16 protein-coding genes are annotated in these 17498 nt (G+C 38.1%); 12 read left to right on the top strand and 4 right to left on the bottom strand.

Annotated features, from left to right (window positions below):
- Positions 1–145 precede the first annotated feature (145 nt).
- The 10 genes from V7083_RS18065 (at position 146) to V7083_RS18020 (ending at position 11475) form a co-directional block, all read left to right on the top strand.
- Complete coding sequence (locus tag V7083_RS18065; RefSeq protein ID WP_335480489.1) at positions 146–475, top strand: hypothetical protein; 330 nt, start codon at positions 146–148, stop codon at positions 473–475.
- 41 nt (positions 476–516) lie between these two features.
- Positions 517–1476: a LacI family DNA-binding transcriptional regulator gene (locus V7083_RS18060; RefSeq protein WP_335480487.1), complete on the top strand. Its 960-nt coding sequence runs from the start codon at positions 517–519 to the stop codon at positions 1474–1476.
- Between the two features lie 135 nt (positions 1477–1611).
- Positions 1612–2340, top strand: coding sequence for a GntR family transcriptional regulator (locus V7083_RS18055; protein ID WP_335480485.1), 729 nt, complete (start codon positions 1612–1614; stop codon positions 2338–2340).
- 154 nt (positions 2341–2494) lie between these two features.
- Entirely contained in the window at positions 2495–3508 is a 1014-nt protein-coding gene (locus tag V7083_RS18050; RefSeq protein ID WP_335480483.1) for an SIS domain-containing protein, read from the top strand.
- Between the two features lie 72 nt (positions 3509–3580).
- Positions 3581–4435, top strand: coding sequence for a PfkB family carbohydrate kinase (locus tag V7083_RS18045; RefSeq protein ID WP_335480481.1), 855 nt, complete (start codon positions 3581–3583; stop codon positions 4433–4435).
- Between the two features lie 45 nt (positions 4436–4480).
- Entirely contained in the window at positions 4481–6022 is a 1542-nt protein-coding gene (locus V7083_RS18040; protein ID WP_335480479.1) for a Na+/H+ antiporter NhaC family protein, read from the top strand.
- 18 nt (positions 6023–6040) lie between these two features.
- Positions 6041–7624, top strand: coding sequence for an amidohydrolase (locus tag V7083_RS18035; protein ID WP_335480477.1), 1584 nt, complete (start codon positions 6041–6043; stop codon positions 7622–7624).
- A gap of 123 nt (positions 7625–7747) precedes the next feature.
- Positions 7748–8836 (top strand): diguanylate cyclase, encoded by a 1089-nt coding sequence (locus tag V7083_RS18030; RefSeq protein WP_335480475.1) that lies wholly within the window; start codon positions 7748–7750, stop codon positions 8834–8836.
- 142 nt (positions 8837–8978) lie between these two features.
- Positions 8979–10262 carry a sensor domain-containing diguanylate cyclase gene (locus V7083_RS18025; protein WP_335480493.1) on the top strand — a complete coding sequence of 428 codons (1284 nt, stop codon included), beginning with the start codon at positions 8979–8981 and terminating at the stop codon, positions 10260–10262.
- Positions 10263–10458: 196 nt separating this feature from the next.
- On the top strand, positions 10459–11475 hold the full coding sequence (locus V7083_RS18020; protein WP_335480473.1) for a DUF3231 family protein: 1017 nt from the start codon (positions 10459–10461) through the stop codon (positions 11473–11475).
- Positions 11476–11597: 122 nt separating this feature from the next.
- Here the strand turns inward: V7083_RS18020 and V7083_RS18015 are convergent, their stop codons facing one another.
- From V7083_RS18015 to V7083_RS18005, 3 genes are all read right to left on the bottom strand, one after another.
- Entirely contained in the window at positions 11598–12332 is a 735-nt protein-coding gene (locus tag V7083_RS18015) for an alpha/beta hydrolase (RefSeq protein ID WP_335480471.1), read from the bottom strand.
- Positions 12333–12585: 253 nt separating this feature from the next.
- On the bottom strand, positions 12586–13056 hold the full coding sequence (locus V7083_RS18010) for a CD3072 family TudS-related putative desulfidase (RefSeq protein ID WP_335480469.1): 471 nt from the start codon (positions 13054–13056) through the stop codon (positions 12586–12588).
- The gene (locus V7083_RS18005) at positions 13046–13621 is read right to left on the bottom strand and encodes a CD3073 family putative ECF transporter S component (RefSeq protein ID WP_335480467.1); all 576 of its coding nucleotides are present in this window, start codon (positions 13619–13621) and stop codon (positions 13046–13048) included. Before V7083_RS18005 ends, V7083_RS18010 begins: the two co-directional genes overlap by 11 nt.
- Positions 13622–13938: 317 nt before the next feature.
- On the opposite strand from V7083_RS18005, the gene V7083_RS18000 reads away from it, so the two are divergent.
- Positions 13939–14856, top strand: coding sequence for a class I SAM-dependent methyltransferase (locus tag V7083_RS18000; RefSeq protein WP_335480465.1), 918 nt, complete (start codon positions 13939–13941; stop codon positions 14854–14856).
- A gap of 36 nt (positions 14857–14892) precedes the next feature.
- Here the strand turns inward: V7083_RS18000 and V7083_RS17995 are convergent, their stop codons facing one another.
- Positions 14893–17103, bottom strand: a complete 2211-nt coding sequence (locus tag V7083_RS17995) for an MMPL family transporter (RefSeq protein WP_335480463.1) — start codon at positions 17101–17103, stop codon at positions 14893–14895.
- A 266-nt stretch (positions 17104–17369) separates the two neighbouring features.
- Between V7083_RS17995 and V7083_RS17990 the strand changes: the two genes are divergently transcribed.
- Positions 17370–17498, top strand: a 129-nt coding sequence (locus V7083_RS17990; RefSeq protein WP_335480491.1) for a TetR/AcrR family transcriptional regulator, incomplete at its 3' end; no start/stop codon positions are given.

The raw sequence follows: 17498 nt of genomic DNA, 5'->3' as shown, positions 1-17498 counted from the left end.
AAATGAGTGGCCCAGCCATAAAATGTCTTTCACCCCCTGATAGAGACCCTCCCTTTTGTAAATTTTTTCTATTTCACCCATTGACCTGAAAAGCGTTTCATACTTTAAACTCAAAACAAATGAGTGGGGTGAGGTGGCGGGGACTATGAACTTTCATAACAAGATCTTTGTTTGTACCACAGGTGGAAATTGCGGAGATATTAGAAATGAAACAGCCTTTTACTTTAAGCAATATGGTAAAATTGTTCGGGCAACCTATAATGGCGGTAATATTTTATATGGTGAACTGATAGGTTTGGTCAATGATGAAGATATCCAGCATGTTACTTTTAATCATGTAACAAATAATTTACAATTAACTGGAGGCAGGTGTACGTTCACACCTGAAACACCAATTGATGCAAGTCTTACATTACATGGAGCGTGGCTCACAGCCGATGCAGTTGAAGATCGGATTGTTCTTGAAGAATTGTAAATCGATGGTGCACCCAAGATTGTTTTTTGATAGGTGATTCCATGACTAATATTAAAGATCTGGCAAGAATGGCTGGAGTTTCGGTTACAACCGTTTCCAGGGTGTTAAATCATCATCCTTATGTGAAGGAAGAAAAAAGGCAGGCAGTTTTAGAAGCAATTAGAGTCAGTAATTATCATAAAAATATCAATGCTGTTCACTTAAGCAAAGGTAAAACACAGCTGATGGGTGTCGTCATTCCAGTTTCAGATCATCCTTATTTTGCCCAGTTACTAAAGGGGATTGCCAAGCAAGCATTGGAACACAATTATAAATTGGTCCTTTTTCAAACAGATTTCAAGGAAAGCAGGGAAATGGAAGCATTAGAAATGTTAAAGCTTAAGCAAATTGATTCTTTGATAATTTGCTCACGAGCCTGCGATTTGTCCATGATTGAAAACCATTTACCGTTTGGTACCATTGTACTAGGAGAAAATATGAACGGCAAAAAAATATCCTCTACTTCTGTTAACCACTATAAAATTTTTACAGATGCTTTAGAGTACTTGTATCAAAAAGGGCATAAACGAATTGGCTATTGCATCGGCAGAAGATGGAGTACCAACAGCCAAAACCGGGAGCGTGCTTACAGAGATTTTCTTGAGAAATATAATCTTCCGGACATCCCTGAATATATTATGGATCAATGTCTTTATTTTGAGCATGGCGAAAAAGTGATAAGACAAATTAAAAAAATGGATGTTCCGCCAACAGCGCTGCTGGTTACAAGTGATCAAGTTGCAGCTGGGATTGTCATCTGTTGTCAAAGAGAACAAATAGCTATTCCGAACGACCTCGCGATTATTGGATTTGATAATGAACCTATTGCTAAAATGATGGATATTACCACGATCGAGGTTCCACTTGAGGAAATGGGGAAAAATCTGTTTCTTCAAGCAATAAAAGAAGAAATATCACACAAAGAATTATCCGTTAGATTCATTGAAAGAGGAACGGTTTAACGGACCAAGCTAGTAATGAGATTTCTTGCTTAATAGGAAGGTTCATTTCATTCATAAGAGCATCTGGAAAGGCAGATTTTTTTCAGATATAATGAGGTGGAACCAAAAACTACTAAAGTATTGAGGTAAATGGATATGAAAAATTTTGAAACGGAGAATTCTGTCCCTTTTTATCGGCAATTAAAGGATTTGATTGCAGATGAAATAGAGAATGGCAATCTGCAGCATGGGGATAAGCTTCCTTCCGAGCGTGAGTTGGCAGAAAGATATAAAATTAGCCGCATGACGGCAAGGCATGCTCTCTCACTGCTGGAAAGAGAAGGGTATGTAGAACGAATTGTAGGTGCCGGGACGTTTGTGACAAACCGGAAAATTGAAATGGATTTTACTTTTAACAGTTTTTCCAAAGCAATGCTTGATATTGGTATGATGCCGACTACAAAAACCATCTCGATGGATATTGTTCCGGCTAAATCTTCAGTTGCTAAATCACTTGGGATTGAGACGGGTGAAGAGTTGTTCTCGTTGAAACGATTAAGAATGGCGGATGAAATTCCGGTAGCCATTGAATTGTCACAGATTCCATACAAGTATTGTAAGGGCATTGAAAAATATATGAATGATAATGTTTCCTTATACGAAGTGCTAGAGGAAGTTTACTCCATTAAACTCCTTAGAGCCACCCAATATACCAGAATTGTCATTAGTGATGAAATAGAGAGCCGTATGCTAAAAGTTCAAAATGAGAGTGCCTGTATTTTATTGGAAACCGTAGCTTATGATGATCAGGAAAGACGGATTGAATACTCGCAGTCAGTTACTCGGGGAGATATTGTCCGATTTTATACAGATTTATCATTTTAGTAAAATACTAAAAAAAGCGCTTGCTTTTTAATAGGGGGAGGATTATACTGAGTTCATAAATGGTATATACCGTTTTTAGTGGTATATGCCACTGGTAATGGTATATACCGATTAATATGGTATATACCATAGAGTTACATAAGGAGGAAGTAAGATGTTTAATTTTGATGAAGCAAACTTTTTAAAAGTAACGAGAGGAGCTGTCCAGTTACGGAGTCAAATTGAGGACGTGGTTGATTCTGTTACAGCGAAAGGTTATAAGAACTTATTTTTACTTGGATCCGGCGGTTCGATTGCCATCATGTATCCTTTTGAGTATATGTTAAAATCGAATTCAACTATTCCGGTTTTTGCAGAGATTGCGGCTGAATTTGTGTTATATGACCATAAGCATTTTGGTCCTGAATCACTAGTAATCCTTTCTTCATTGTCCGGCACTACAAAGGAAACAGTACAAGCTGCGAAATATTGCAAAGAGAAGGGTGCAACAACCATAGGGTTAGTAGGAGAATTGGGTACACCACTTGCTGAGCTATCAGATTACTGTTTAGTCAATTACTCAGAAAACGATACAGCTTCTGACTCCATTTACCTCCAGCTGTATATGCTTATTTTTAAATTAATGGAAGCCAATGGTGATTTCCCTCAATACAAGCAATTTGCCGATGAGCTTGAGAAAATGCCACATGTGCTGCTTGATGTGAAGCAACAAACAGAGAGCCAAGCAGAGCAATTTGCCAAGCTTTATAAAGATGAGACCTATCATATGTTGGTTGGTTCTGGAAGTGTTTGGGGAGAGACGTACTCTTATGCTATGTGTGTTCTGGAGGAGATGCAATGGATTCGGACTAAGTCCATCCATGCTGCAGAATTTTTCCATGGAACATTAGAATTAGTTGAGCGGGATACAAGTGTCATCCTCATGACTGGTGAAGATGAAAGCCGTCCATTAATGGACCGAGTTGAGCGTTTTGCCAGCAAATACACAGATAAATTAAGTATTTTCGATACAAAGCAATATGAATTAAAAGGAATTAGCGAACAGTTCCGTAAATTCCTATCACCAATAATTATTGCTTCTTTATTTGAACGAGTGAGCACCTACTTAGAAAAAGAACGAAATCATCCATTGTCAACTAGAAGATATTATCGAAAAATAGAATACTAAAATGGTTGTGGGGATTCTCCAAACCTAAAGTTCTAATAGGAGAATCCCCTACTAATATGGAGGAGACCAGAAATGAAAGTTGTTGGATTTGGTGATAATGTCGTTGATCAATATCAGCATACGGGAGTTATGTATCCTGGCGGAAATGCCGTCAACTTTGCGGTTTATGCCAAACAACTAGGCATTCCTTCTGCCTATATTGGTGTATTTGGAAATGATGTGATTGCTGATCATATCAAAGATACTTTAACAAAACTAGAGATTGATTTGTCTCATTGTGTGGTTAAACAAGGTGAAAGTGGTTTTTGTTTAGTGAATCTTGTAGAAGGTGACCGAGTATTTGTAGACTGGAACGAGGGTGGAATTTCTACAAAAGAGCCCATGATTTTGGGGGAAACGGAACTTGATTATCTAAACCAATTCGCTTTAATTCATTCAGGATGTTTTGCCAAAGTCGAAACCGAATTAAAGAAGCTTACACCATTAGAGGCTTTGGTAAGCTTCGATTTTGCGGACGAAGAGCCATTTCATCAAGAGGGCTATTTACAGGAGGTTTGCCCGCATATTGATTTTGCCTTATTTTCTTGTAAAGGACAGTCTATGGACAGTATAAAAACATTGCTTCAAAAAGTAATAGATTTGGGAACCACCTATGCATTAGCAACCATGGGTACAGACGGATCCGTTTTCTTTGATGGACAGGCTTTTTATGAAGGAGTAGTGGAGCTGGTTGAGCCGTTAGATACAATGGGAGCAGGCGATTCCTTTGTTACTGCCTTCCTCATTCACTTATTGCAAAATGGATGGAAGAAAAATGTCAGGGTGTCTCCAAATGTTATAGAGGATGCATTTAACAAGGCGGCAAGGTTTTCCGCGAATAATTGTCTTCGAGAAGGAGCATTTGGATTTGGTAGAAAGTTTGAATAAAAATGTCATCTGCAATAAAAATTTCTTTTGGGGTGAACTGAACTTATGAAATCCAATGCAGTAATCGAAACGGAATTGTACGAAAAGAACCAGGAAAATATTACGCCAAACACTCCCAAGAAAAACTCCTTATTTAGTGAAAGAAATAAAAAGATTCTAGGCTATGCTTTTTTAATTGCTTCCTTCGTTATCAGTGGAATTTTTGCCCCTGAAGGAGCCAAATATTATGCAGGTTGGAGCATGCTCCCGGCAGTTGCCATCTTTCTATTTGTTATTTTGACAAAGAGCTTAATTGAAGGGTTTTTATGGTCAGGTATGCTTGCTGTGTTCATTAAATATAAGACTAATTTCTTCGTTGAATATCAGGACCATGTATTGAAAACGATTACAGATGCAGATACGGCCTATCTGGCTGTAGTTTTCTTATTGCTGGGGATTGTCATTGAGATGTTAAGGAAAAGTGGAGCAGCCGCTTATTTTGCAAGGGTAGTGGCGAAAAAGGCAAAAAGCTCCCGGTTTTCACTTTTCTTTCAATGGATTTTAAGTTGGGTTTTAAGTGTGGACGATTATCTTCAAGCCTTCGTAATTGGAGCAAGTATGGGGCCTGTTAATGATGAATTTAAGGTGCCAAGAGAGCAAACCGCTTATACCATCAGAGCTACCGCCGTCCATACCTCTAGTATTATACCGATTGGTTCTTGGGTTGTTTTCTGTGCATCCCTCCTAGAACAAAATAAATTTGCCGCGGCTGGATCCGGTGTCACTGAATATATGAAGGTCGTTCCGTTTATGTTTTATTCCATTATTTCGCTGATCATTGCCCTATTGGTAACAATGGGCTGGTTTCCAAAGCTCGGTTTGATAAAAAAGGCTTATAAGCGCGTGGAAAAGGGCGGTTCAGTATTTCCGCCGGCTAAGGGTTCAGGGGCAAGTGATGTAGTTGAGGAAGAAATGCCAGAGCCTAAAAAAGGCGTTAATATGTTAACTTTCTTAATCCCTATTGTGGCCTTAATTGGTGCGTGTATTTATTTTGATTTTAATATGCAATATGGAATTGGGCTTGCCGTTATGATATCAGGAGCATTATTCCTTATTCAGGGAATCTTCAAAATGGAGGACATCTTTAATATCGTTTTTGAAGGATTTAACAGTATGGTTCAAATGACGTTCCTATTCATTATTGGGATCACCATGTCCACTATGATTTCAGATTTGGGTTTCACAAAGTTTATTGTTGGAGCAACCCATAATATCGTGGATCCACATCTGCTTCCAGTTGCATTGTTCCTACTATTCTGTGGTACCGAATTCTTAGTAACTTTTAACTGGACACTTTATATGATGGTGCTTCCATCTGTCATTGGGCTTGCTGCTGCTACAGGAGCAAATCCATACCTATGTTTAGGGGCCCTATTCTGCGCCGGTTTGTTTGGAAGTAATGCAAGTTTTGCCTCAGATGCTGGGATGTGTACCGCTGCCGCCACCAAACTGGACTTATATGAGCACAATGTGTCGGGACTTCCTTATCACTTTATTTCATTTGGAATTGCCGCCGTCTTGTATTTAGCAGCCGGTTATATTTTCTAAAAAAAAGGAGCCATAAAAATGAACAAGACGGAAAGTAAATATGCGGATCTAATCTTAGTTTCTAATTGTATTTTTTCGGCTAAACCAGATGATGAATCGCCTGTCCCTGGCATTGTAGCGATAACAGGTAATAAAATTGCTGCAGTTGCGAGTAAAAGCGAGATAGGAAAATGGGCAGGTCCGGAAACAACCATTTATGAGTTAGGTGATCAGCTGGTTTGTCCAGGATTTCTGGATAACCATGTTTTCTTTACAGGATATGCCTGGACCAGGGCAGGAGTAGATTGTTCCGGTGCTTCCAGTAGTTTAGAAGTCTTAGAGATGGTTAAAAGCTATTCCAAAACCATTCCGCAGGGAAAAACGTTGGTGGGTCATGGACTAAATGTGGAGGGATGGTCTGAACAAGAAAAAACAGGGCGTCTATTGGATGAAGTATTTGGTGATCGGCCTGTAGCAATCTTCACACCTGCTCGTGATTTTTGCTTCATGAATCGGGCTGCGGAAGAGAAATACGGTTTTACAAAAGATGAATGTTACGCAGAAGCTTGTTGGAAGTTATTAAAAGAAATTTTAAGTGATCGTGAGCAAATGGCAGAGGAATACAGGGAGTTTAGCCACCTTTTAGCATCGAGAGGAATTACTTCTATAAAAGAAATTGGGTTTGATGACTATTCCGGGTTTTCCAATATTCTTGCTAATTTTGCGGAAACGGGGGAGCTAATACATCGAGTGAATCTCGTCTCCCAGCCTGTTGCGGAAGAAATCAATTTTAACTATGGAGAGTCCTGTCGTGAAAGATTTACAGGTGATTCTATTAAGTTCATGGGATATAATCTAATGGCTGATGGGGAAATTGCCTCCTTCAATGGTGATATGCTGGAACCTTATACGAACAAACCTGATACCTGTAATCAATCACCAGTGAACTACGAGGCTATAGGTAAAAGTGTTCTAGAAGCAGATCGTAGAGGATTTCGCTGTGCTCTTCATGCTGAAGGTGACGCAGCTGTTCGAAAATCCATTGATATTTTTGAAAACTGCATGAAAAACAATGGAAAAAGGGATGCCAGACATACAATCATTGATCTCGAAATGATTCATCCGATTGATATCAAAAGAATGGCTGACTTGGATATTACCGCAACAAATTATGTGCAGATAATGAATGGAACGGGCCGATATGAAGACTTTTATGGACCAAGCTTTGTAGGTGAACACAGGTTAAAGCAATATTGGGCCTACCGAAGCATGATTGATGAAGGGGTCAATATTTGCTGCGGCACCGATTTACCGCTTGATACACCAAATATTCCACTGTCTATTTATCATGCTGTTGGCAGAAGGTTCCCTGACGGTAAACCAGAACAAGGGTTTAATAAAGAGCAAGGAATGAGTATTGCCGAGAATTTGAGGGCATGGACAATAGGCGGGCAGTATGTCAACTTTGAAGATCAACGATTGGGAACATTAGAAGCAGGGAAGTTTGCAGATATTGCGGTATTGAATCAAAATGTTTTTGCCGTTCCTATGGAGGAAATGAGAAATGTAAAAGTGGCATTGACCCTCTATAATGGGCGTGTTGTTTATCAAGTAAATGAATAAGGCATTCATTAGGACTTCATACCCTGGAGTCCTTTTGTTTTTATACAAAACCCTCATAAAACTAGAAAAAAGTGTGAATTCTATTAGGTACTACCTAATAATCTTGTCTGTTGGTGATTTTGTATGATCATAAAGGACTTATTTGTTAATTTATCAATACTTGTCTCCATCCTGTTTTTCTACTCGCAAATTTTTAAAAAATCCCCATTATCCTCCCGTTCTCCCTATATCATAAAGGTTCTTGCTGGGATATGGGGAGGTCTATTAAGCATTTTACTTATGCTATTTAGTATTAAAGTTAGTGGGACATTCGTGGATCTACGTCACATTCCTACCATCCTGGTAGCTTATTATGGAGGTGCTCTTCCAGCAATTATTTCAATGATTTTAACAATCATCGGGAGGTATTTTATTTCCACTAATGTTTTTTACTATGCTTTGCTGATGAGTGTTTCAGGGACGCTTTTTGCAATCTATTTTTCAAAACGTAATTTTTCAAAAAAGTTTAAAGTTACCATGATTTTAACCTTTAATAATCTCATGTTCTCAGCAATATTTGGATACCTTGTTCATAATATCGATGTGTTTATAAAAGTAATCCCAGTTTATTGGCTGGTCTCCAGCTTATCAGCCTATTTATCTTTCTACGTGATTGGATATATTAGAAGAAGCCAAAGGCTTTATGATAAATATCTGGAGGAATCAGTAACAGACAGTTTAACAGGATTAAATAATAAGCGGAAATTTAATGAGGTCTTTAAGCATTTGATAAAAGAGACAAAGGAGAATGATTTAAAGCTTTCTCTACTTTATATCGATATCGACTTTTTTAAACATATTAACGATACGTATGGGCATGAAACTGGAGATGCCGTCCTTAAAGAGTTAGGAATTGTTTTACAAAAAAACACAAGACCTTTTGATATTGTCAGCCGAAATGGCGGTGAAGAATTTACGGTATTATTGAGGGACTGCCCTTTAAGCAGAGCAGTGGAGATTGCCGAGAGGATTAGAGAGAATGTTGAAAACCATACGTTTAGTTTTTTCTCAGGTAAGAAAATCAAATTAACCATCTCTATTGGTGTATCAAGTTTTCAGGATACGACCACTGATCCCGCTATGCTGATTGAAGATGCCGATAAATCTTTATACCAAGCGAAAAAGACAGGCAGGAATAAGGTCTGCATTGCTCCTTATTATTCCCTGGTGTAAAACTGAGAACAGTAATTCGTTTACTGTCTCGATTTTTCCATTTAATAAAAGTCGATTTTTGTCGAATGGGAGTATATAATGATATTGCGATAATAGTAGATAGCTTAATAATGAAAGAGTGGTGGTATATCTGGTGATCGATATGGAGCATGGCGCGCAACTGAAATGGTATGAAACACAACAAGATTTATTTATTGAACTATATCCCGAAGCTATTATGATTCATAATGATGACGGTATCTTGCATGCAAACCTAGCTTGCTTGAATTTATTAGCAGCCTCTTCTTTGGATGATCTGATTGGAAAATCGTTACTTGATTTTTCACCACCAGAATATAAAGATGTAGTTGAGGAATGTATCTGTAAATTAGACCAGCCTGGGATTGTTATTTCTCCAACTGAAGAAAAAGCAATTCGAATGGATGGAAAAATAATCGATATAGAAGTACGTGGAATATCATTAAATTTCAAAGGGAAACCTGCATATTTCATGATTATCCATGATCTAACCAATAAGAAGCAAGTAGATGAGGCACTTCGTGAAAGTGAAGCAAGATATAGACTAATCGCGGAAAATATGACAGATCTTGTTTGTATCATAGATCATGATGGAATTTTCAAGTATGCATCTCCTTCCCATGTATCAGTCTTAGGATTTCCAAGTGAAGCTTATGAAGGAAAACGTGGTAGGGAATTTATGCACCAAGATGATCTCCCTCATGTCCGCAAGCATTTTGATGAAATGGTTGAAAGCGGAGATGTCCGTGTTTTTCATTTTCGTTTTAAAAACATTAAGGAAGAATGGATTTGGGTGGAGGCAAAAGCAACACCCATTTTCCATGAAAACGGGGAATTTGAACACTTCCTTATCGTTTCGAGAGAAATTACCGAAAGAAAAATGTATGAAGAAAAACTGACCTATTTGGCATTCCATGATACTCTGACAGACCTGCCGAATCGGAGATTATTTAATGATCGTTTAGAACAAGAGATTAGATTAGCAGAATCGAATAATCGATATATCGCTGTGATGTATATGGATATTGATAACTTCAAACAAATCAATGACAATCTGGGGCATGATGTAGGTGATGAGTTTCTTAAGCAATTTGCTCATAGAGTAAAAGGATGTCTTCGGGAAATGGATTGCCTTGCCAGACAGGGCGGCGATGAGTTTACCATCATAGTTCCAGAACTGAATGAAGAAAAAGATGCCATAAATATTGCGGAGCGGATCATAGCTGCCATTCAAGAACCTTGGAAAATTGGTGAATATTCGTTTCATACGACTTCGAGTATTGGAATTGCCTTTTATCCTAAGGATGGAACGTCCAGATTAGAATTGTTGAAACAAAGTGACATTGCTCTCTATGGAGCCAAAAGAGCCGGGAAAAATAATTATCAATTATTTACCAATCCAAAATAGCAAACTTATTAAACAGGATCAGTGTAGGTCCTGTTTTTTTATTTGCCGATAGGAAGAAAGTATAACTTTTTTATCAGGCATTAATGCAACTACGCCCCTGTTTTCGCCTAAAGGCTCGCCAATCGGCGGGCTTTCTAATATTCGTTTAAATATCCTTCATTCTTTCGGGGAAAAATAGATGTATGGAGGGATCTATGTGAGCAATCAACCTGAGATTGTAAAATTAACATGCGGAGAAATCTCTGCATTATGGGCAACCAATATGAATGATAGTGTGGCAATTTGTCTTATGAAACATTTTATCGAAACATGTTCTGACCCCGACATTTTGCCATTTCTCAAAAAAACATATGAGATTGCCATAAACCATAAGAACAATGTAGATGAAATTTTTCTTAAAGAAAAAATAGCTGTTCCGGAAGGGTTTAAAGTGGAAAAGCATGTAGTTCCCAATGCTCCCAAACTTTTTTCTGATTTATTTTACCTGCAGTATGTACAACAAATGTGTCGGTTTGCTGTTGCTTCGCACTTGTCAATCTTCACCATTTCGGCTAGAGAAGATATCCGGGAAATGTTTAAATCCTTTCTGGATGACACTTCCCAGCTTTATAATGATACGGTCGTATTTATGCAAGATAAAGGGATTTATGTACCGATGCCGACTATGAACTATCCTACTGAAGTCGACTATATTAACAAGGATAGCTTTTTAACAGGATGGTTCGGCCGAAAACGTCCTTTGTTAGCAATTGAGGCAACCCACTTAGTAATCAACTCCATTCAAAATGAAATTGGAAGTGCTACTTGTACGGGCTTTTCTCAAGTTGCTAATGAGCAGGAAATACGTAATTATTTTCTTCACGGAAAACACCTATGCAAGCACATCCTAAGCTCTATTCATGATATGTTAATCGAAAGCGACGTGCCAGCCGGAATGTCTTGGGATCAAAGTGTGACTAATTCCACCGTTGCTCCATTCTCAGATCAATTTATGATGTATGTGGTTGGGGTACTGTCCAATCTTGGAATAATCACCTATGGAGGCGGTTTAGCAACGACGATGCGCAGGGACATAAGTGCCATGTACGCAGGTTTTATTACCAAAGCAGGAAATTTCGGGGAAGATGGGTTGAATTTAATGATTGAAAGAGGGTGGATGGAGCAGCCGCCGAAATTTGCAGATCGGGAACAGCTAAGTAAGGGGAAGCAATAGCTTTGAAAATGAACCGCTCATTTTTTATTTTAGTCATCCATGAAATAATTAGAATACAAAGCATAAAGCTACTTAATTGTAAATAAAACATCTGCCTAAAATACTACTAGGCAGATGTTTTTTTAATTATAGGTTTTTAAAAAATCAACTACGGCATTTGTTAGGTCCTTGGCTTCCTCTGAAGTAGTAGTAGACCCAAGCTCTTTGGTAATTCCCCGGTGAGAAAGTGTTCGACATTCGAAGTATTTTACTGTATTGCCTGCAGAACTTGCAACTTCCAAAAAGGTTTTAATAGATGAATCTCTGTGATTGACTAAAAAAAGAGGCGCATATTGATTTTTGGCATAAGCAAGTGGAGAAGCCTCTGCCCAATCCATTTTATTATCACCAAATACCCTTTTAAACTTTGCATCCCTTGAAACTAACAGTGATAAATCAACGGGACCCTCTAAATCAATAATGGATCTCACTGACAGAGGTGAAAGACCAACCTTATTTAAATATTTCGGATTTGTTCCGATTAGCGTAACTAAATGGCCACCGGCAGAATGGCCCATTAAATTAATTCGTGTTTTGTCAATTTCATAGTGGTCCGCGTGATCATAAATCCATTTAATGGCCGAGGATAGGTCATCAGTCATTTGGTGATAGCTTGCCTCGGGAAAAAGGCGGTAATTGACTGATACAAACACAAAACCTTGATTTGTAAAAAATAGTGGTTTCTTTGAAACATTATTTTTATCCCCCGCAGTCCAGCTCCCGCCGTGAACATAAATGATGACTGGTGATTTTTTTTCGGTATTTGCTCTGTAAATATCTAATGTCTGCTTGGTATGTTTTCCATAATGAATATTCAATGGATCAATCTCTTGTCCATATGTATTCTGGAAAAAATAAAGGAAAGAGCCCGTAATCAAAAAAATAAAAGTAACACATGCAGTATAAAGTTTAATTTTTCTCACTGATGTCATTCATTCCTTCCAGGCAAACATAAGATTTAATCAAATGTTTGATTAATATTTTCGATTATTTTTTCCAAAGCGGATATATATAATTCTTGAAAAAGAAGAAGCCAACCACCATAAATAGGAGGTTGGCTTCTTCTTAATATTAATTCTTCATCATACTATGGACTTCACTATTGAATTTCGGATTACTCGTATTAGGAAGGTATCTTAATTTTTTTAATGTGATCCCTTTATCAGCAAGCATTCCATAAAGCTCCTCCATAAACACACCTCTGGAGGGGTCGCATGAAGGACTGCTTTGAATTCCAAGTAGTTCCTCCATTTCATAGCCATTTTTCACATATTCCTCTGCTTGCTGGATAACCGGTGTTAAAATCTCCCGGCAATGCCGACGATATTCTGGAGTGTCATATTCTTCATACGTCATTGGCGGGCGGTTTAAACCTAGAAATGTAAACTCTGGGCAGGGCAACTGGAGAAATCCGAAGCCTTCCTTCATAGCCCACTCTACCGCTGATTGAACGGCCCCCTCAGCTCTTGCTTCTTCTTCAATGACCGTATTCTGGTTTAAAATGCAATGAGAAACGATTAAGATTTTTTTACTACGCTGCATGTCGTTTTTCCCTCTCCATGATTTTTGAAAAATTGGGTAAGCGTGAAATCATAAACGTGACGAGCATACAGGTGATGATTTTATCTACAAAATTCCCAGCAATTCTTGATAGAAATGTGGAAGCAAAAATACTTTCTCCTGCAGACCTTAACCATACAACTACCAAATCCATGCCACTGCCATTTAAGCCACCATAAACAGCAACAGCAATCGGTGTTCCAATAAGTGGTGCAACTACTGATAAAATAAGTCCAGTAAGAATGGCTATATACCATTTAGTAAAATCAAATTTCCTTGACATAAAACCGACAACCACTGCAATAGCAATATTAACGATCCCAAAGAAAATGGCAGAAGCCCCTGTAGTTGCTCCTAGTACGACATTTGTTAATCCCCCAGTCAAGACACCCCACCAAGGCCCGAATAATACAGATATTAAGACGGTCCCGATCGTATCCAAGAATAGTAGGGGGATTTTCAGTGATGATACAACGGTGCCTAATATGACATTTAAGGCAATTCCCATTGCTGAGTAGGTTAAGATCATTGTTTTTCTAGTTTTCATTGTAATTTTACCTCCTTGTATCTAAAAGATGTAACCTCTCTTTCAATTTTATGGCATTATCAGTTAATCATGTTGGCTATACAATTTAATTTTAATGGAGTAGAGTAACCATTGATAGTATTAAGTAGTTCATTGGCTCCTTCAGGAACAATTTTTAGACAGAAATTGAAAAAATACATATAAAGTATATTGACAAACAAATATTTTTGTGTTATAATATTAATTTAAATTATTGACTTTAATGTTTTATTCTCTTAAAATAAACTCCTAGCCGATCATTTGGCCTAGGAGTTTTTTCGTTTAAGGGGGAATTTCTTTTGGAAAATAGTAAGGGAAGTTTAACAGCGTTGGTAAGTTGTTTTGCCAGAGGGTATCACACAGCATCTAGCAGGAATCCGATTTTTCAAGACGGTGTTGCCAATGAAATTTTGTTGGATGAGGAAAAGGAACTCATAAGTAGTAATTGGGCACAGGCGATTGCGTTCTTTAATCCGGAAAAGGCGGAGCAATTGACCTCGGCTGCGGAAAAATTGAAATGGGTGATGAATCATCAAACGGTTCCTCAGTTAGTTAGCAGAGCTAGATATGCAGAGGATGGTCTGTTGGCTGCGATCAAACGTGGTTTTAGCCAATATGTGATTTTAGGAGCTGGACTTGATACCTTTGCCTTAAGACAGAAAAATCTCCCTAACGATTTTATGATCTATGAAGTGGACCACCCTGCAACACAAGCATTTAAAATGAGCAGATTGAAAGAATTGGGGATTGAGATTCCTAAAAATGTAAGATTTGTTCCTGTTGATTTTACACATGATTCACTCAGGGAAGAGTTGAAGAATATTGGGTATCATGAGCAGAAATTGACTTACTTTAGCTTGTTAGGTGTTGTGATGTATTTAAGGAAACGTGATTTTTACAAACTACTTTCAACTATTTCAGAAATGACCGTAAGCGGCAGCTCTTTTGTATTTGATTACCTCGATGATACCGCCTTTCATGATAAACTTGCCTCTGAGAAATTAATCCAAATGCGCCAAATAACTGCTCAAACAGGGGAAAAAATGGTTACTGGGTTTGACCCGTTCGAACTAGATTTTGAAATTCAAGACTGCAACATGTTAGTGTATGAAAATCTTGCTCCAGAAAATATTGAAGAGATGTATTTCAAAGACAGAGATGATGATCTGCATTCCTTTGATCACTTTCATTTTGCTCATCTAGTTGTGCATAAATAGAAATGAGGCAGCCGGAAAAATTCGGCTGCCTCATTTCTATTCACCTATTACTTTTTGATCTGTTGAAACAGTCATTTGCGGTGTTCCTTTTTTCAATAGTACTAATATCGAAGGAAGCAGCATGCCTCTTACTAAGAAAGTATCCATGATAACTCCAAGTGCCATGGTCATTCCGAATAAAAACAACTCTTGTAACGGCTGGGTCATTAAAACGGCAAACGTTGCAGCCAAGATAATACCGGCAGAAGATATGACACCTCCGGTTAGTGCGACCCCATTTCCAACTGCCTCTTTCCAAGATACATGAGCCGCTTCCTCCTTGATTCTAGAAACAAGCATAATATTATAATCAACGCCCAATGCGACCATAAATACAAATGCATAGACCGGTAAACGGTAGCTGATGGAATCAAAGCCTAAGATATTGTGGAAAATAATCCAGCCAAATCCCAGTGTTGCGACAAACGATAACAGAATTGTTGACATCATTAGTATAGGCATTAAGATGGAACGTGTCTGAATTCCCAACATAATTGTAATTAGAATGGTGACGAAAGAGAATAAAATAATCATATCCCGCTGGTTCATAGCGCGAATATCTAATTGTTCGGCTGTTTGCCCATCATAATGTAATTGATAGTGATCAGCAGGAAATCCGCTATCTTTAAGCATTCTCTTATCTTGATTTCGTAACTGCTTCACCGTTTCTAATGCACTTGTATCATATGGATTATCTTTCAATACCAATTGTAGCTTCACGGCCTTTTTGTCTTCACTGATCATTCCCCGAGGGACTTGCTTCATATTTACGGTTACACCCTGAGTGATGGAATCAACACCCTTGATGGAATTCAGTTTATTTTCGAGAGTTTGTACGTTGTTAGAAAATTTATCATCAATCGTTATTTCGCTATCCTTGGTTAAAATGACGGTAACTGGAGCCAGTTGCCCGGCTGGATAATACTTTTCCAATAATTCAAATCCTTTACGGGATGAAAGCTCGTCTGGGAACGACTTCATAATATTAAATGAATAGTGAATCGATAGGGTATTCAAGGCACCAGCTAGCAAGGTAACCATGAGAATACCGGTAATAATGGATGGATGTTTTACTACTTGCTTACTGACTTTCTTCCAAAAGCCTTGCTTTTTATTTAATTGTTCAGTGGCCTTTGGCACAAACGGCCAGAATGCCTTGCGCCCCATGATCGCAAACATACTCGGGATTAGGGTTAAACCTGCCAATAGAATAAACACCATCGCCACTGAAAAAACCGGTGCAAAATGATTATATGGTTCAAAAACCGTTGCAAATAGTGTTAAAACAGAAAGAAGCACGGTACCGCCGCTGAATAAAATGGGTTCTGATACATGATGGATCGCTTCTCCCATCGCGCTATACTGGGAAGGGAATTTTTTTAATTCCTCGCGGTATCGAGAGAAGATAAACAAGCTGTAATCAGTTAAAACTGCAAACAAAAGAACCAGCATGATAGAAATCGCTGAGCTATCTAACACAAACCAGTCGTTCTTGCCGCCCATTCCTAATACCCGGTCAACCACTTGGTATACGATTGCGGCGATAACTAAAGGTATGACGGCGAGTAAAGGTGATCGGTAAATGACCAACAAAATCACAAAAATTAAAGCAATCGTACCAAGCATTAAAACAAAGTCAGCATTTTTAAAAATAGTAATGGTATCTGAAGAAATTCCGGCAGGCCCCGTGATTTCAACCTGTAAAGATCCTAATTTCATCTCTTTCAGTTTGTCATTTATCGCTTTAATGGTTTCATTAGCTGCATGAGAATCAGCGCCTTCTTTTAAATTAAAATTAAGAAGAAGGGTTGTTCCATCCTTTGAAAACATCTGATCCTGCGCTGGTTTGGGCAACTGATGAAAAGGTACGGCCCCTTCCAACTCTTTAGGTTTATCGTTTGAAGAGAGCCATTTACTAACTTCTGAAATCTTATTCCGGTCCTCATTTGTGATTTTATTGTCCCGATGAAAAACGAGTAACCCAGTTAGTCCTTCTTTACTAGGGAATTGTTTTTTTAGTACCTGTTTAGCGATAGCAGAAGGGGTATCGTTTTTTACGCTTCCTTCCTTGCTGCTAACAGAAAAGTCCTTTGAAGAAGGAGCCAAAAAACTTAATAATATGACAATGGCGATCCAAATCGAAAGAATGATCTTTGAGCCGTTTTTACTGCTTGAAAATTGAACTAACTTCTGAATGGGTTTCAGCATTCCAATCATCTCCTATCTATCTTTGCCATCATCTTAAGCTCGGATTATGAATGGAATATGAATAAAAGATTAAAAGTGAGATGGAGGGATAACGTAAAAATTATCCACTCTGTGATCTATCTTTATCAAATCGCCCAGGCACTTCCATTATGCTTTTTTCCATTCTCTTTACAAGTTTATTTGTATTGGTGTAAAGGCTATGTTATATTAAAATTAGATGAGAATGACCATAAAACTAAATTGGTCAATAAGAACGGAGGGTGCACATGGCTCCTGATAGAAGAAGAATGATAGTTGAAGCTGCAACCAAGTCATTTTCATTATTTGGCTATAAGGCCACAACAATGGATCAGTTCGCAAAGCTTGCCAATGTTGGAAAAGGGACAATCTATACT

Origin of the sequence: Bacillus sp. JJ1764, assembly GCF_036962145.1 — a bacterium.
Taxonomy (GTDB): domain Bacteria; phylum Bacillota; class Bacilli; order Bacillales; family Cytobacillaceae; genus Neobacillus.
The sequence above is the reverse complement of the archived record's forward strand: the minus strand, read 5'-3'. Positions and strand labels throughout refer to the sequence as shown.

Excerpts from the sequence above, each read along its gene's own strand:
- V7083_RS18065 (WP_335480489.1), top strand. The coding sequence starts at position 146 with ATGAACTTTCATAACAAGATCTTTGTTTGTACCACAGGTGGAAATTGC.
- V7083_RS18060 (WP_335480487.1), top strand. The coding sequence starts at position 517 with ATGACTAATATTAAAGATCTGGCAAGAATGGCTGGAGTTTCGGTTACA.
- V7083_RS18055 (WP_335480485.1), top strand. The coding sequence starts at position 1,612 with ATGAAAAATTTTGAAACGGAGAATTCTGTCCCTTTTTATCGGCAATTA.
- V7083_RS18050 (WP_335480483.1), top strand. The coding sequence starts at position 2,495 with ATGTTTAATTTTGATGAAGCAAACTTTTTAAAAGTAACGAGAGGAGCT.
- V7083_RS18045 (WP_335480481.1), top strand. The coding sequence starts at position 3,581 with ATGAAAGTTGTTGGATTTGGTGATAATGTCGTTGATCAATATCAGCAT.
- V7083_RS18040 (WP_335480479.1), top strand. The coding sequence starts at position 4,481 with ATGAAATCCAATGCAGTAATCGAAACGGAATTGTACGAAAAGAACCAG.
- V7083_RS18035 (WP_335480477.1), top strand. The coding sequence starts at position 6,041 with ATGAACAAGACGGAAAGTAAATATGCGGATCTAATCTTAGTTTCTAAT.
- V7083_RS18030 (WP_335480475.1), top strand. The coding sequence starts at position 7,748 with ATGATCATAAAGGACTTATTTGTTAATTTATCAATACTTGTCTCCATC.
- V7083_RS18025 (WP_335480493.1), top strand. The coding sequence starts at position 8,979 with ATGGAGCATGGCGCGCAACTGAAATGGTATGAAACACAACAAGATTTA.
- V7083_RS18010 (WP_335480469.1), bottom strand. The coding sequence starts at position 13,056 with ATGCAGCGTAGTAAAAAAATCTTAATCGTTTCTCATTGCATTTTAAAC.
- V7083_RS18005 (WP_335480467.1), bottom strand. The coding sequence starts at position 13,621 with ATGAAAACTAGAAAAACAATGATCTTAACCTACTCAGCAATGGGAATT.
- V7083_RS17995 (WP_335480463.1), bottom strand. The coding sequence starts at position 17,103 with ATGCTGAAACCCATTCAGAAGTTAGTTCAATTTTCAAGCAGTAAAAAC.